This is a genomic window from Candidatus Nitrospira nitrosa (assembly GCF_001458735.1).
GTDB classification, from domain to species: Bacteria; Nitrospirota; Nitrospiria; order Nitrospirales; family Nitrospiraceae; genus Nitrospira_D; species Nitrospira_D nitrosa.
In genome coordinates, this window is sequence record NZ_CZQA01000013.1 from 64,492 (window position 1) to 79,941 (window position 15,450).

General features: G+C 56.3%; 13 protein-coding genes. All 13 read right to left on the reverse strand.

Translation table 11 applies throughout. From position 1 onward, the window contains the following. Positions 1–130: 130 nt before the first annotated feature. Positions 131–1,618 (reverse strand): NADH-quinone oxidoreductase subunit N, encoded by a 1,488-nt coding sequence (locus COMA1_RS18970; protein ID WP_090751107.1) that lies wholly within the window; start codon positions 1,616–1,618, stop codon positions 131–133. Next, complete coding sequence (locus COMA1_RS18975; protein WP_090751108.1) at positions 1,615–3,168, reverse strand: complex I subunit 4 family protein; 1,554 nt, start codon at positions 3,166–3,168, stop codon at positions 1,615–1,617. Before COMA1_RS18975 ends, COMA1_RS18970 begins: the two co-directional genes overlap by 4 nt. Further along, positions 3,165–5,054, reverse strand: a complete 1,890-nt coding sequence (gene nuoL / locus COMA1_RS18980; RefSeq protein WP_090751109.1) for an NADH-quinone oxidoreductase subunit L — start codon at positions 5,052–5,054, stop codon at positions 3,165–3,167. Before nuoL ends, COMA1_RS18975 begins: the two co-directional genes overlap by 4 nt. A gap of 88 nt (positions 5,055–5,142) precedes the next feature. After that, positions 5,143–5,442, reverse strand: a complete 300-nt coding sequence (gene nuoK, locus COMA1_RS18985; RefSeq protein WP_090751110.1) for an NADH-quinone oxidoreductase subunit NuoK — start codon at positions 5,440–5,442, stop codon at positions 5,143–5,145. Beyond that, entirely contained in the window at positions 5,436–5,939 is a 504-nt protein-coding gene (gene nuoJ / locus COMA1_RS18990; RefSeq protein ID WP_090751111.1) for an NADH-quinone oxidoreductase subunit J, read from the reverse strand. Before nuoJ ends, nuoK begins: the two co-directional genes overlap by 7 nt. A gap of 54 nt (positions 5,940–5,993) precedes the next feature. Continuing rightward, a complete protein-coding gene (nuoI, locus tag COMA1_RS18995; RefSeq protein ID WP_090751112.1) occupies positions 5,994–6,536 on the reverse strand; it encodes an NADH-quinone oxidoreductase subunit NuoI in 543 nt (180 codons plus the stop codon). Between the two features lie 54 nt (positions 6,537–6,590). Beyond that, on the reverse strand, positions 6,591–7,571 hold the full coding sequence (nuoH, locus tag COMA1_RS19000) for an NADH-quinone oxidoreductase subunit NuoH (protein ID WP_090751113.1): 981 nt from the start codon (positions 7,569–7,571) through the stop codon (positions 6,591–6,593). Next, positions 7,568–10,327 (reverse strand): NADH-quinone oxidoreductase subunit NuoG, encoded by a 2,760-nt coding sequence (gene nuoG / locus COMA1_RS19005; RefSeq protein WP_090751114.1) that lies wholly within the window; start codon positions 10,325–10,327, stop codon positions 7,568–7,570. The genes nuoH and nuoG overlap by 4 nt, the downstream gene beginning before the upstream one ends. Positions 10,328–10,331: 4 nt before the next feature. Continuing rightward, positions 10,332–11,642 carry an NADH-quinone oxidoreductase subunit NuoF gene (gene nuoF / locus COMA1_RS19010; protein WP_090751115.1) on the reverse strand — a complete coding sequence of 437 codons (1,311 nt, stop codon included), beginning with the start codon at positions 11,640–11,642 and terminating at the stop codon, positions 10,332–10,334. Between the two features lie 68 nt (positions 11,643–11,710). After that, complete coding sequence (gene nuoE / locus COMA1_RS19015; RefSeq protein WP_090751116.1) at positions 11,711–12,175, reverse strand: NADH-quinone oxidoreductase subunit NuoE; 465 nt, start codon at positions 12,173–12,175, stop codon at positions 11,711–11,713. A gap of 106 nt (positions 12,176–12,281) precedes the next feature. Next, positions 12,282–14,084, reverse strand: a complete 1,803-nt coding sequence (gene nuoC, locus COMA1_RS19020) for an NADH-quinone oxidoreductase subunit C/D (RefSeq protein WP_090751117.1) — start codon at positions 14,082–14,084, stop codon at positions 12,282–12,284. Then, positions 14,081–14,788: an NADH-quinone oxidoreductase subunit B gene (locus COMA1_RS19025; protein WP_090751118.1), complete on the reverse strand. Its 708-nt coding sequence runs from the start codon at positions 14,786–14,788 to the stop codon at positions 14,081–14,083. Before COMA1_RS19025 ends, nuoC begins: the two co-directional genes overlap by 4 nt. Further along, positions 14,772–15,236 carry an NADH-quinone oxidoreductase subunit A gene (gene ndhC / locus COMA1_RS19030; RefSeq protein WP_090751119.1) on the reverse strand — a complete coding sequence of 155 codons (465 nt, stop codon included), beginning with the start codon at positions 15,234–15,236 and terminating at the stop codon, positions 14,772–14,774. The genes COMA1_RS19025 and ndhC overlap by 17 nt, the downstream gene beginning before the upstream one ends. Positions 15,237–15,450 lie beyond the last annotated feature (214 nt).

The following is a 15,450-nucleotide window of genomic DNA, read 5'->3' on the forward strand; positions in this document are numbered from 1 at the left end:
TCTAGCTCAGTAGGGGCTCACAGTCATACACTTCAGAGACTCGATGGGGTGACACGAAAGAACGGTTAAGTGTGCGGCTCTACACAGTTACCCCACTCATACACCCATCGCAAAAGGCTCGAGCCCTCGATCATGGCTTCTGCACAGCCACCATGAGGAGGTTGCTGACTGAATTTCGAATCAATTCCATCAGTGGATTAGGATAGACCCCGAGCATGAGAATGACTGAGGCAACGAAGCCCAGAGAGAACGCTGTCGTCCACCCTGCCGTCTGTGTAGATAGCTCAACCTGTCCTGGAGGCGCAGCGACTTGTTCAGGGACTTCACCAAAGAGGGTCACGATCAGTCGCAGGTAGTAGTAGAGGCTGACGACACTGTTGGCGATCAGCGCCAGTACAAGCCACCAGAGACCGGCATCGACACCGGCCGCGATCGCATAAAACTTTCCGATGAATCCCGCCGTCACGGGGATCCCAGCCAGCGACAGCAGGCTCAGTGCCAACATCGCCGCGAGCCAGGGTCTGGTCCAAAACAAGCCTTGATAGTCCTCAAAACGGTTTTTGTCCCCTGCCTCGCTCGAATACACCGTCACCACGCCAAAGGCCCCCAGCGACATGGCACAGTAGACGATGACATAAAACGTGACGGCTTCGGCAGCAGGAGGACCTCCGGCCAGCAGCGCGACCAGCACATAGCCGAAGTGAGCGATGGAGGAATAGGCCAGGAGCCGTTTCACATTCTCTTGCAAGAGTGCAAGGATATTCCCTGTGACCATGGACACCACGGCCAGAAGGCTGAACAGATGGGCCACGGCCGGGAGTTCCAACACACCCACCTCAGTAGCAAATCGTAGGAGCAGAGCTACCAACGCGGCCTTGGAGACGGTTGCAATATAGGTCGTGATGGGAGTCGGCGCTCCCTGGTAGACATCGGGAACCCACATATGAAACGGTGCGAGCCCGAGCTTCAAGGCAATCCCAATCAGAACCAAGACCAGTCCTCCGAGCCACAGGTCAGAAACGGAATGCGCCTGTTTCAGGATAGCTCCCACCCCCTGAAACGTCATAGCGCCGCTCTCGAAATACAACAGCGCAAGTCCGAACAGGAGCAGCGCTGACGCGGTGATGGACAACAGCAGGTATTTCACTGCGGCTTCGAGCGGATGGCGTCTCGTGCGTAAGTACCCGATCAAACTACAGAGGGACAGACCGAGGAGTTCGAACCCAAGGAAGAACGAGACGAAGTGCGCCGCCGTGGTGAGAACCAATCCCCCGAAGGTGGCCAGCAGAAGGAGCAGGTAGTACTCCTCTACACCTTCCTCCTCACGAAACTGGACAATCAAATATCGATACGACAAGGCGATGATGACCATCGTGGTGGTCAAAATGAGTCCCATGTACAACAACGCATGTCGATCCACGACCAGCAAGGTCGTCACGGCTCGTGGGGCCACCGTGGCCGCCCAGGGTAATGTTGCCAGCGTGAGCAGACATGACAGAAATGCGAATGTCGCGATGCGGGCATGGTGTCGCTGAAAGGCAATGGCAAGCATCGTCACCAGGGCAAATGCCCCAAGGGTAAGGATGGGTGACAGGGCAATAAAATCTTGGAGAATCATGGGGTGCTCCCCTGCGAGGTCGTGAGATGGGATGACAACAAGGATTCTGACGGCTGACGAGGTGTCGTGGGTAACGCTACTGCAGCTTGCACCAGTTGGTTCATGACCGGTTGCGTCATGCTCAACACTGCCTTCGGATAAAGCCCCAGCCAGATCTGTAAGATTGCGATACACAGAACGGTTCCAAAGGCGACGTTGGACAGGTCCGGAACTGAACGGGTGTCTTGCTGCCGTCCAAAGAAGGTGCGTTGCATCATCCCCAATGAGTACATGGCTGCCATGACCATCCCTAGCGAGGCCAGAATGATCATGATCGGTTGCCTCGCATAGGAGCCGAACAGGACGAGAAACTCACCGACGAAATTGGCCATGCCCGGCAACCCCAATGAGGCGCAGGCAAAGAAGAGCGCCATCGTGGCCAGACGTGGCGTCTCGCTCCACAGTCCTCCCATCTGGCCCATCTCCCTCGTCTGGTACCGCTCCTCAAGTGCGCCGGCCAAGAGGAAGAGGCCGCCGGTGCTCAGCCCATGCGCCACCATCTGCATCACGACTCCTTGCAGGGCCAACTCCGTCCCGGCGAAGGTCCCGAGCAGGATGAACCCCATATGGCTGATGCTGCTGTAGGCCACCAGTCGCTTGATATCCGTTTGGGCACAGGCCAACAACGCAGCATAGAGAATCCCGACCACACCAAGCCCCATCACAATGGGCGTGAAGTCGTATATCGCCTCGGGAAACAAGGGAATCGTGAACCGTAGCAGACCATAGGCGCCGGTTTTCGCTAAGATCCCGGCGAGAATGATCGTGGCCCCGGTCGGAGCCTGCGTGTAGGTGTCCGGCAGCCAGGTATGAAAGGGAGGAGCCGGTAGCTTTACGAGAAACCCGATGAGAAAGGCCAGCATCAGCCATCGGGCCATGTCGGGGCTCAGGGTCAGTTCCATCAGATCGGCATAGTCGAAACTCGGTTGTCCTGTTGCCTGTTGATGCAACAGCGCGAGGGCCACGATCGCAACCAGCAACACCAAGCTCCCCGCTTGTGTGAAGAGGAAAAACTTGAATGAGGCGTGCCGACGTTCTGTATGGCCCCAGATGACGATTAGGAGATACATGGGAACAAGCATGAGTTCCCAAAAAAAGAAAAACAGAAACAGGTCGATCGCCAAGAACACTCCAATCACACCGCCCAGCGCAAGCAGTACATTGCAGTGAAACAATCCGATGCGGGTCTGGATTTCTGTCCAGGAGGCCATCGTTGCAACGACGCCGATGAAGGCCGTCAGGATAATCAGAATGAGGCTGAGCCCATCAAGACCCAGATGCAGACTGATGCCCCATCGGGGAATCCAGCTGATGTCACTTTCTACGAGCCAGGCCCCATGGCCTGAGGTCTGAGTTGCGTGATCACCGGTCCCGAGTAACAATGCAAGGAGACCATCAATCGACAAAGCCCCCAGTGTGATCCACCGAGGGGCCGAGCGCGACTGTCGCTGTGCCATCCATGCGATGGGCGCGGCGAGAATAGGGATGAGTATGAGCAGCCAGAGACTCATAGCGCGAAGAGACCAAGTAACATCAACGTTCCAACAGCAATCGTAGCGGCATACCAGCGGACATGCCCCGTCTGTGTGTGGCTCATCCAGCCATGGCAGGACTCGGCACACACCGCGAGCCACTCGTATCCACGATCAAGCATGTCATGAGGATGTCGGGTTAGGGTGACCCAGGGTCGCACGAACAGACGATCATACAATCGATCAAATCCCCAACCTCCTTGCACCAAAGTCATGGAAGGATGATCCCTGGATTGCTCGGCCCATCGTGTGGCCAGCAGAGAACCGGGCAGGAACAGCAACGCAGCCAGCCCGATCCCGAGGAGGGCCGCGACGGTGACGGCCAGTTGCTCGTGCCCCTCACTCCCCTCATCTATGTCTGGCAGCAGTTCCGTCGTAGGGAGAGCATGCGACAAGTAATCACTGAAGACCGTCACATTCCCGAGAGTGTGAGGCATCTCGAGAAAACCGACGGTCAGCGCCAGAAACGCCAGCACCACCAACGGCATGCGCATGGCCAAACCTGGTTCACCAGTCGGTTGTGTACGAATCTCTCCAAAAAAGACTCGAAAGATCAGCCGAAAACTATAGAGGCCGGTCAGCATGGCCCCGAATACTGCACCGAACCAGATCCATCGATGGCTGATGGGTGAGGACCAGACAGACCAGAGAATCCAATCTTTGCTGTAAAATCCAGATGTGATGAGGGGAACACCAGACATAGCCGCAGCCCCGATGAGGAACGTCCAGAAAGTCCAGGGCAGATGCCGCCGGAGACCACCCATCTTGAAAATGTCCTGTTCGTGGTGAAGGCTGTGGATCACAGACCCAGCCGCCAGGAAGAGCAAGGCTTTAAAGCATGAATGGGTTAAGAAATGAAACAGCGCGGCAGACCAGGCTCCGACGCCGAGCGCGAGAAACATATAGCCGATCTGGCTCATCGTCGAATAGGCAAGCACCCGCTTAATATCGGTCTGCACCAGTGCACTGGAGGCAGCCAGCAGCAACGTCACCAGCCCAAGCACCGCGATTACCTCTTGCACCATCGGCGCGAGAGCGAATAGATGATGCATCCGGGCGATGAGATAGACTCCCGCCGTCACCATGGTGGCGGCATGGATGAGCGCACTGACCGGCGTGGGACCGGCCATGGCGTCGGGCAGCCACACCTGAAGCGGCAATTGCGCCGACTTTCCAACCGCCCCGATCAAAAAGAGCACCGCGACGATCATGGCCAGGTTTGAGCCCACCGGCCAGGCCTCCACGGCAAGGTCCTGGACCTGTTGAATCGACAAGCTGGTAAATTGCGTGAACAGGATGAAGAGCCCAATGGCAAATGCCGTGTCTCCGATGCGAGTGACGATAAAAGCCTTCTGCGCGGCGGTGCCGTATTCCGGTTCCCGATACCAAAATCCGATCAACAGATAGCTGCAGAGCCCCACCCCTTCCCAACCCAGGTAAAGCAGAAGGAGATTGTCGGCTAACACCAGCGTCAGCATGGCAGACACGAACAGATTCATATAGGCAAAAAACCTGGCGTATCCATCATCGTGCGCCATGTATTCGGCTGAATAGAGATGGATCAAGAACCCGACCCCGGTGATCACGGCCACCATCAAGAGGGAGAGCGCATCCAGGTACCAGGAAATCCCGACCATCATGCCGGACGTGTCGATCCAATTCCAGAGCGTTTGACGATAGGACTCTTGATCAGGAAAGGTGTCGAAGAAATCTGCGGCGACAAGCGCCGTGGTCATGGCAGCCGTCCCCACCGAGCCGCATCCGACGGATGCGATTTGCCGACGAGACAATCGCCCCCCGAAGAAGGCCAACAACAGAAAGCCGGTGAGCGGAAGAACGGGAATGAGCCACAGTAAGTTAATCATAGTTGTATGGTGAGGAGTGAGGCGTCAGGTGGACGGAGATGACGAAGATCCAGGATGCTCGCCTAACCACTAGCCCCTCACTTTTTCCTTATCCCCTCAGCTCGCAAAAGGCATCGGCGTCCAAGGTTCGAAACCGATGTGACAGCTGCAGCACAATCCCCAATGCCACAGACACTTCAGCTGCGGCCAGGGTCAGGATGAACAAGAACATGATCTCCCCATCGACCTGTCCCCAGCGGGCTCCTCCGGCAATGAATGCGAGCGCGGCGGCATTCAGCATGATTTCAAGCGACAGCAGCATATAGAGAATGTTCCGGCGACTTAATAAGCCGATCAATCCGAGACCAAACAGCATGATGGCCAACACCAATGCAGGGGTGCTCAGCATAAGCGCCCTTCTTTCGAGAGCCGACGCCCTAGGTGATAGGCACCGATCAGCCCAGGCAGCAACAGCATGGAAGCCAATTCCACCCCGATGATGTAAGGCCCATAGAGGGCGATCGAGATGCCTTTCTGCCTGGTTTCCGCAACAACGCTCGCCGTATGGTCTCCGGTCGCAATGAGGTATCCCACCTCACCCAAGAGCACCAGCGCCAGGATACTGGGGCCGACCCATGCGTGGGGCGTCATCCACGTCCGCTCCTGTTCAACGGCGAGCGGCCCGAGGAGCATCACGACAAAGATGAAGAGCACCATAATGGCCCCGCCGTAAATAATGATTTCGAGCGCGGCGGCAAATTGCGCGCCTAAGAGATAGAAAATCAGGGCCAGCGCGATCAGTGCCACGACAAGGTAGAGCAGCGCGTGGACGGGATGCACATGCGTGATGACGCGCAGGGTCGCCAAGAACGTCACCGCAGCGGCGATATAAAAGAGAACTTCCATAGCCTCACATCAACACGAGCACTCGTTGCTCAGTCCTCAGCAGGTAACACTGCTTCATGGCATCAGGCTCTTCACATCCACCGGTGGGAGCTCGTTCGCACCCTGTCCCTTATCCTTGTCGCAAGTCCTCACGCCGGCCACACGATAAAAATTATAGTCGTGATACTTGCCGGTCCCGCTGATAAGGAGATCCTCCTTCTCGTAGACCAAGTTCCGGCGCGCGTATTCGCTCTGTTCGAAATCAGGAATCAGTTGAATCGCATTGGTCGGACAGGCTTCTTCGCACATGCCACAATAGATGCAGCGCGAAAAGTTAATCCGGAAGAATTCAGGGTAACGGCGCTCATGAGCCTCTGGACGATCCGCAGCCTGAAGCGCGATGCAATCAACCGGGCAAACCGCAGAACAGAGGTAGCACGCGACACAGCGTTCCTCTCCATCAGGATCTCTGGTCAGGACGATTCGCCCACGCCAGCGTGGGGGCAAATAGGGGCGTTCTTCCGGATACTGAACCGTGACCGGCTTCGTAAAGGTCCGTTTGAAGACGACCCATAACCCTATGACCAGATTCCGGGCATAGATCCATGTGTTCATCATACGTACGGCCGTTCCATCAGCATCAGTTTCCTTCGCACAGCATCCGATCCCGACTCACTGCAACATGGTGAATTCCGGTGCTCCGGCTTTCCACAACACGATCCCACCGGTCAGCAAGAGATTGATCAACGCCAGCGGCATGACCACCTTCCAGCCGAACGTCAGCAGCTGGTCAAAGCGGAACCGTGGCCAGGTCGCCCGAATGAGAATGATCAGGACGATGAACCCGAACATCTTCAAGACAAACCACACAGCGGGCGGCAGCCAGGGTCCGTGCCACCCACCGAAGAAAAAAATGACGGTCATGGCCGAGAGCAGAAGAATACTGAGATATTCGCCCACAAAAAACATCCCGAACTTCATCCCGCTGTACTCCGAGTGGTAACCGGCTACGAGCTCGGCTTCCGCCTCGGGCATGTCGAACGGGGTGCGATGCGCTTCAGCCAGTCCGGCCATGAAGAAACAGAGAAACCCAAAAAATTGAGGAATCACAAACCATTGATGCCGTTGGGCCTCAACAATGTCGCTCAGGTTGAATGACCCAGCCAACAGCACCGTGCCCATCAGCGAGAGCCCCATAAAGACTTCGTAGCTCAACAACTGGGCGATCGCCCGAAGGCTGCCGAGAAATGCAAATTTGTTATTGGAAGCCCAGCCTCCGATGATGACGCTGTAGGCAGCAAGGCTCGACATGGCCAAGAAGAACAGGACCCCCACATTGAGATCAGCGACCACGAAATCAGGCGCAACCGGCACTACGGCAAACGACATGAGTGCGGTAATCACGACGATGGCCGGTGTGATCACAAACACCGCTTTATCGGCGAACGGCGGGATCCAGTCTTCTTTCGTGAAGATCTTGATCATATCCGCCAACGATTGCAGGCACCCGCCTGGTCCGAGACGGTTCGGGCCGTAGCGTTCTTGCCAGACACCAAGCAGTCGCCGTTCAAGCCAGATCAGCATTCCGGCCAAGGTCAGGCAACTTCCAAGAATGACGGCGATGGTGACTACGGTGTGGCTCCAATCGATCATGCAGCCCTTCGCTTTCCTTCGGTCTTGATCGCCTCAAACAGGTCGATCCACGCTGGTACTCTGACGCCGGATACCTCAGGCCCGAGAGACAGACCGACCGTACCCACTGGGGTGGACGATTCGAAGTGAACAGCAAGCGAGTACGTCTTCCCCTGCCACGCCAGATCAATCGTGCTGTGGTTATCGAGACTCAGCCGTGCTCCATCGGACGGATGCAAGGACAAGAAAGGTTTCGCAATCCGTTCCACAATCGCCGGAGATCGATTGCTGAGTTCGTCGCTTCCAAACACGGCAGAGAGGGGAAGCAACAACCACTGCCGAGAGGCCGGTTGAAACGCGGCTGGAATGGAGATGAACCAAGCCGATGCGTTCGTTGCCACTGGTTCGATCAGCCTCACTCCCGGCATTTCATCGCGTAACGGTCCACCAACTTCATCCTGATAGGTGTTCAGCGCCTGGATAGAATTCCAGCCCGGAGCCCAGAATTGGGAAATCAACGGAGAGGGCAGCGGTCCTCGGTATCCCTCCATCGTGAAGGCCAGCGGCGAGTCTTGGTCGACAGGGGGAGGCGGCTCATGCATGGTCAGATGAGAGAGCAGCGACGTACGCCCACTACATCGTTCAGACTGTCTGGGGAATTTTTGACCAACCAAACGAAAACTCGCCGATGGTGCGACCTCTCCCATGCGTGCCAGCTCCGGAGCCGTCGTCGCTGTTGCGGAGACCGCATCATCGAAGGTGCGCCAGGTCGCCACTCCCGATCCACTCTCACCATCCTGGGAGGTGGCGCGGGCCAGATCACTGAGCCATCGCCAACTCTCTTTGACGTCGCCGTTCTGGACAAAGACTTGGTAAAAGCGCTGGGCTCGTCCTTCTTGATTCACAAAGGTCCCGTTGGATTCCGGACCTGTGGCTGCCGGAAAGAGTACGTCGGCATGGGCCGTTGTGCGATGCTCAAGGGAATCGATGACCATCACTGTTTGTGCCTTGTCCAAGAAGGCATCGACGGTCGCCTGGTCCGCGCGGCGATACAAGTCATTCTCCAGCACGATCACCGTGTCGGCCTTCCCCTGACTGATTGCCTCGAAAGCGTCCCCCATGCTCCCACCACCAAGCAGTGCGAGACCCGCACTATTCGCCTCCGGGAGCACGAAGCTGAGCCGCGATTGTTTCCCTTGTCGGTGCAACGCCCAGGCAACATTGGCTGCCGCTTCAATCGTCGCCTGAGAGCCACTACCCGTTCCGGCAATGATCAACGGGCGTTGCGCCTGCATCAGCGCGTCAGCGATGCGCTGAGCGAGGTCTCGTACGTCACTGCCGAGATCTGACACGGTCGGTGCTTCAGGTCCGATACTACCAGCCACCGCGAATCCCAGTCTGGCGACATCATCCGGTGCGGCGAAATAGCGATCGGTCGCATACTCGTGCAACCACGTCTGCCGATGGCCAGCCATGAAGAGAGGGCCTCGCCGGTCCTGTACGGCATTGCGCACGGCCGCCTCATCCCAGTGTGGAATCCTCAATTCGTCCACTCGCTCCATCGGCTGTTGGCGGATGGACTGCAACAGAGCCAGGGCAAGGCGTGGCGCCTCGTTCAAGAGATCAGGCCCAAGCACAAGGACCACATCGGCTTGTTCTGCATCATGAATAGACGCGGACGGGACCGGTCCATCTCGCAAGACGTTCAGGATCGTGGAGAGCAGCTGTTGTTCCCGTTCATCGATCCCTTGATAAAATTGCTGCGGTCCGACGAGAGATTGAAGCGCCACATTGGCCTCGAGCGACGCACGAGGTGACCCAATGCCCACAATCCCACGAGACTTTCGTAATCGCTCCGCGGCGAACTCCAGAGTCTTTGACACGTCCTCCGGCATTCCAGGCTGGATACGGTCCGATCCCGACCGTACAAGAGGACGCTTGATGCGATGGTCGCTATTGACATACTCGTAACCAAATCGTCCCCGGTCGCACAAAAAGTAGCCGTTGACCTGACTGTTAAAACGATTGGTGATTCGACGCAGAGTACCGGACCTCTCACCAGCGGTCGTATTACAACCAAGACTGCAATGCGGACAAATTGATTGAGCCGCTTGTAAATCCCATTTCCTCGCATAGTGATGGAAGAAGGTTTTGTCGGTGAACACGCCGGTCGGACACACCTCCACCAGATTACCGCTGAATTCATTCTCCAAAGTGCCGTCCTGCTCCCGGCCGAAGTACAAGGCGTCATGCGCCCCGAAGACATTGAGATCCCGTCCACCCGCGTAGTCGCGATAGAATCGTACGCAGCGGTAGCATTGAATACACCGGTTCATCTCATGACGAATGAAGGGGCCGAGTGCCTGGTTACGATGTGTCCGTTTGGGAAAGCGAGAGCGCCGGTACACATGTCCGGTCATGACCGTCATGTCTTGCAAATGGCACTCCCCTCCTTCGTCACACACCGGACAGTCGTGCGGATGGTTCACCATCAACCATTCAATGACGGAGGCGCGAAAGGCCTTGGCCTCAGGATCGTCTATAGAGATACGCGTGCCGTTGGTGGCCGGTGTCATGCAGGACATCACGAGTCGGCCACTCTGATCCTTTTCGTCTTTGAATTGTTTGACGGCACATTGCCGACAGGCCCCGACCGATCCCATCGCCGGGTGCCAACAGAAGTACGGCACGTTCAACCCATGGCCGAGACAGGCCACCAGTAGATTCTGCCGTTCATCGACGCTATACGACTTGTTATCAACGATGATGGTCGCCATAGGCCTAGACGAAAGTCTTCTGCTGCGCCGACTTCTTGCTCCAGGGACATCCACCAATAGAGATATGTCGCTCGAAGTCGTCACGAAAATATTTCAAGGCCGACTGCAGCGGGGCCATTGCTCCTGGTGCAAGGCCGCAGAAGGTGTGCCCTGGCGCCAGCCATTTCGTGTGCATCTCAAGCAGCGACAAGTCATCGCTGGTCGCGCGTCCCTCTTCGAGCGCCGTCAAGAGTTTTGCCACCCACGGCAATCCTTCACGACAAGGAGTGCACCAGCCACAGGACTCACGAGCAAAGAACTTTTCGAGGTTCAGCACGAATCCAACGGGACAGGTCTGATCATCCAGGATGATCATGGTTCCTGTGCCAAGACGGCCTACGTCCGGCGGGAATGAAGAAAAATCCAGGGGGAGATCTAGATGCTCCTCGATCATAAAAGCAGTGGAAATTCCGCCTGGCAGCAGGGCTCGAAACCGAACGCCCTCGGCCATCCCCCCAGCATGCTGCTCCAACAATTCACGCGCACTGGTACCAAACGGCAGTTCCCACCAGCCTGGATTCCGGACGCGTCCACTGATGCCGTACATCTTGGTGCCACCATCTTGAGTGCGGCTCAACCGGTGGTACCAATCGGCACCGTGATTGATGATGTGGGGAATGTTGTAGAGGGTCTCGACATTCTGGACGATGGTCGGCTGCCCCCATAAACCAACCGTCTGTGGGAAGGGAGGTTTCGCTCGTGGAACGGCACGCTTGCCTTCCAATGCGTTGATCAGTGCCGTTTCTTCTCCGCAAATGTACCGCCCTGCGCTGGAATGGAGATGAAGGTCGAAGCGAAATGTCGTCCCAGGGAGAGACTTGCCCAGATACCCTGCTGCATAGGCCTCCGCAATGGCCTGATTCAGTCGCTGAGCGGACAGGTGATATTCACCACGCAAAAAGATGTAGCCGACCTCCGCATCCAAGGCATACCCGGCCATGATCATGCCCTCGACCAACCCGTGAGGATCTCCTTCCATCAGAATGCGATCTTTGAAGGTCCCCGGCTCCATTTCATCGCCATTGGCGACGATATACTTAGGTTTCTGAGCATCAGGCCCCATCGGGACGAAGCTCCATTTAGCCCCTGTCGGGAACCCACCTCCACCCCTGCCACGCAATCCCGCTTCGCTCACCAGCCGTTGTACATCCTTCGGAGCTACCCCAGCAGCCAGCTTCTGGAGGCTGCGATACCCCCCGGTCGCGACGTATTCGCGCAGAAACCTTGGACTCCCATCAGAATGAAGATGCCGTGTGAGCGGACGTTCACTATTCATTAGCTTTTATTACTTGCATTTAATGAACTAATATATTTAGCTTAGATACTATAGCTTCATAACTAACACTATTTGTATTTATCCATAATTATTTCAACTTTATCAGGCGTCACGTGCCCGTACACATCCTGATCAATCATCAGGGCCGGCGCCCGTTCACAATGCCCCAAGCACGCGATCGGCAGCACAGTCAGCCGCCCGTCACTCGTCGTCTGCCCAAGGTCGATGCCATAATGCTGCTTGAGCTGCTCGCGAATGCGATCGCACCCCATGATCCAACAACTGATGCTGTCGCAGAGAAAGGCAACATGGCGACCGACGGGTTTACGAAAGATGAGGTTGTAGAAGGTGGCAACGCTATCCACATCCTCCGCGCTCATCTCGAGCAATTGCGCAACATCGAGCAACGACTCATCGGAAATCCATCCGCGTCGGCGCTGGAGGATTAGCAGCGCATCAATGGTGCCCGATCGTTTATCCGGGTAATGGTGCAGTGCGTCTGCAAGTTCACGATGTTCAGCATCCGTCAACATGTCACGCCCCCGTATCTCTTGAGTCAGACGTTTCGAGTTTCCAGCCTAAAGCTTCATGTAAATCCACCATGTCAACCTCGAAACCTGAAGCCCGAATCATGGCTGTTCACCGATCGACATCAGATAGCACATAGTCCACGCTTCCAAGAACAGCTAAGAGATCCGACAACAGTTCGCCACGCGCCATAAGCGGCACCATCTGAATATGGGCGAACGAGGGGGTGCGGATTCTTGTCCGGTATGAGAACTGCGACCCATCACTTGTCAGGTAATAACTGGTCTGGCCTTTGGACGATTCTGTCGAGACTTCCGCTTCACCGGGCGGCAAAATCGGTCCCCAACTCACCCCGACAAAATGATTGATGAGTGTTTCAATGTCCTGCATCGTATGGTGTTTCAACGGCGGAGTGGCGAGAGGATCGAGTGACGTATAGGGGCCAGACGGCATGGAGTCGAGACACTGACGAATGATCGCCAGCGACTGTCGCAACTCCAACATATGCACGACCGCTCGGTCATAACAATCACCATTCGACGCGGTTGGAACCTCAAAGTCGAACTGCTCATAACCGGAATAGGGACGGACTTTACGCAAATCCCAGGGCAAACCACAGGCCCGCAACATCGGACCAGTGGCGCCCCATGCAATCGCATCCTCCAGCGATAAGACGCCGATACCGACGGTCCGCTGTTTCAGGATAGGATTGTCCATGACCAGACGTTCATAGTCGTCGAGTCGGCTAGGAAACCACTCTACAAACTGGCGAACCTGCGCGTCCCACCCAAGGGGAAGGTCTCGTGCAACCCCACCGATCCGAAGCCAATTCGGATGCATTCGGCCGCCACAGACGCCTTCGACAATCGAGAGGATGCGCTCTCGATCGTTGAACATGTAGAAAACAGGTGACAACGCGCCCACATCCCCGGCAAACGTCCCATACCAGACGAGATGACTGGCAATCCGATAGAATTCGGACATCATGACACGGATGACTTGAGCCCGCGGCGGAACTGTAACGCCGGCCAATCGTTCGACCGCGAGACAGTACGGCATTTCGTTGAGCACGCCTTGGAGATAATCCACACGATCAGTGTAGGGAATGAAGGAATGCCACGTTTGCCGCTCAGCGATTTTTTCCTGTGACCGATGATGGAAACCGATATCCGGAACGATGTTCACGATTTCTTCGCCCGCAAGCTGCGCCACCAATCGGAGCACGCCATGTGTGCCCGTATGGGCCGGGCCAAGGTTGATGAACATATAATCGAAGTCAGAGTCGCGATCGTGGTAGGTGCGCGCCAAGCCCCAATCCTCAGGCTTGAATTGCAGCGCGTCCTGCGTCATGACCAGCTTTTCCGGCGGCAATTGGAAGAGCCCGACTTCCGTTGCACGCGAAGGATGATCCTTGCGAAGCGGATGTCCCTCCCACCATGAGGGCATCAGGAGCCGGCGGAGAAATGGATGTCCCTCGAACCGAATCCCGAACATGTCGAAGATTTCTCGCTCATACCAATTGGCGTTGGGCCACAGATCGATGCTCGAAGGTAGAGAGAGCGACTCGTCATCAAGTGCAACCTTAATGCGGAGTGACTGGTTCCGATCAAAGGAAAAGAGATGATAAAACACGCTAAAGGAACCAATCGGCAATCCATCATGATGCTGGCGCAATCGTTCATCCATTGCGCTCAAGTCGAAGAGCATAGGAAACGGACGAGGGATTTCAGACCTGACATACCGGAGGGTTTCACGGATCTTTGCCCTATCAATCCAGATCGTCGGAATATCGTCCTTGGTAGGCTGGACGGCACTCAGCCATCCGCTTGAGCCAAAGCGGCTTTCGATCTCAGCCACCACGCCAGTCCGTTCACCGGCTCCCATAAGTGGAATGGTCGACGCACGTGGAATCATGGCTTCGGCTTCGAGAGCCCGTTTGGTTGTCCGGCAAAATGGGAGGAGAGAATATCCGTCCGAGGAAGCACGTCTACGCCTGGATACTCTCGCTGACTCATTCGTTCCGCTCGTTTTTCATCTCGCATCGAAGGCATGATGGGTTTCTGAACGTCTTGCGGACCGAACCACCACCCCAACGGTCGACGCTCAGATCCAACCATGTTCTGGAGGAGCAGTAGGCATTCCATAAACGCGTGCGGCGGCGGGGGACATCCCGGCATATACACGTCCACCGGGATGAATTTATCGACCCCTTGCACAACCGAATAGGCGTCGAACATTCCGCCGGAGTTCGAGCAGGACCCCATCGAAATCACCCAACGCGGCTCCAGCATCTGCTCGTAGAGCTGCTTGATCACAGGGGCGACCTTCAAAAACACCGTTCCCGAGACGACCAACACATCAGCCTGCCGCGGTGAACCGCGCGCGACTTCCGCACCAAATCGTGCCACGTCGTACACACTCGTGAAACTCGTCGCCATTTCGACAAAACAACAGGACAAGCCAAAATTCAACGGCCAGAGGGAACTTTTCCGTCCCCAGGCCAAGAGATCTTGGAGCTTCGCAAAGAGGACCGACTGTCCGACGACAGCGGTGAGAGGACCGTCGCCGCCCTCGGTCACCCGCACACCTTCCAGTCGTCCGTTACGCCACTCGGTCATTGGAGAGCTCCGTTGCCTGGTTCAACTGCGGTTTCTGCCGGTGCCTGGCTCGCGGACGCTGAGCGTGAGCATGCCAATCGAGCGCCCCAGTGAGCCAGAGGTAGGCGAGCGATGCCAGAAGAATGGAGACAAAGATCGCCACCTCGATAAAGCCCAGCCAGCCGGTTTCCGGGACTGCAACGGCCCAGGCATAGAGGTACGCCGCCTCCACATCAAAGATGACGAAAAACATGGCGATCAAATAATACTGGACCGGCGGACGAACCTGAGCGTTGCCGGTTGGCCGAATCCCGCATTCATACGGCACGCCGGTCGCGCTTTCAGATCGACGTTCAGGTTTCCTCCAGTGCCGTTCCCCCAGCAGTGGGGGAACTCCCAACATGACGGCAATCACCACGGCAACACAGAGCCCGTATACGCAAATCTGCCAAATAGCATCATCTACCATGGCGACATTTATGTATGTAATTGTGACACACGTGCTTTTTCTCACCTTGGATATCATGTCGGGTGAGGTTTGGCTTTAAAAAATGAAAATATTGCAATGCTGTCTGAGGGGGGAATGACTTGGACCAGCTGGGCGAAAGACGAGGCTGGATGCTACGTCTGAGAATCCGTCATCGATACCAGGTTGGTACCGTTGCCGGTCCTGAACCAGCTCT

Excerpts from the sequence above, each read along its gene's own strand:
- COMA1_RS18970 (WP_090751107.1), bottom strand. The coding sequence starts at position 1,618 with ATGATTCTCCAAGATTTTATTGCCCTGTCACCCATCCTTACCCTTGGG.
- COMA1_RS18975 (WP_090751108.1), bottom strand. The coding sequence starts at position 3,168 with ATGAGTCTCTGGCTGCTCATACTCATCCCTATTCTCGCCGCGCCCATC.
- nuoL (WP_090751109.1), bottom strand. The coding sequence starts at position 5,054 with ATGATTAACTTACTGTGGCTCATTCCCGTTCTTCCGCTCACCGGCTTT.
- nuoK (WP_090751110.1), bottom strand. The coding sequence starts at position 5,442 with ATGCTGAGCACCCCTGCATTGGTGTTGGCCATCATGCTGTTTGGTCTC.
- nuoJ (WP_090751111.1), bottom strand. The coding sequence starts at position 5,939 with ATGGAAGTTCTCTTTTATATCGCCGCTGCGGTGACGTTCTTGGCGACC.
- nuoI (WP_090751112.1), bottom strand. The coding sequence starts at position 6,536 with ATGATGAACACATGGATCTATGCCCGGAATCTGGTCATAGGGTTATGG.
- nuoH (WP_090751113.1), bottom strand. The coding sequence starts at position 7,571 with ATGATCGATTGGAGCCACACCGTAGTCACCATCGCCGTCATTCTTGGA.
- nuoG (WP_090751114.1), bottom strand. The coding sequence starts at position 10,327 with ATGGCGACCATCATCGTTGATAACAAGTCGTATAGCGTCGATGAACGG.
- nuoF (WP_090751115.1), bottom strand. The coding sequence starts at position 11,642 with ATGAATAGTGAACGTCCGCTCACACGGCATCTTCATTCTGATGGGAGT.
- nuoE (WP_090751116.1), bottom strand. The coding sequence starts at position 12,175 with ATGTTGACGGATGCTGAACATCGTGAACTTGCAGACGCACTGCACCAT.
- nuoC (WP_090751117.1), bottom strand. The coding sequence starts at position 14,084 with ATGATTCCACGTGCGTCGACCATTCCACTTATGGGAGCCGGTGAACGG.
- COMA1_RS19025 (WP_090751118.1), bottom strand. The coding sequence starts at position 14,788 with ATGACCGAGTGGCGTAACGGACGACTGGAAGGTGTGCGGGTGACCGAG.
- ndhC (WP_090751119.1), bottom strand. The coding sequence starts at position 15,236 with ATGGTAGATGATGCTATTTGGCAGATTTGCGTATACGGGCTCTGTGTT.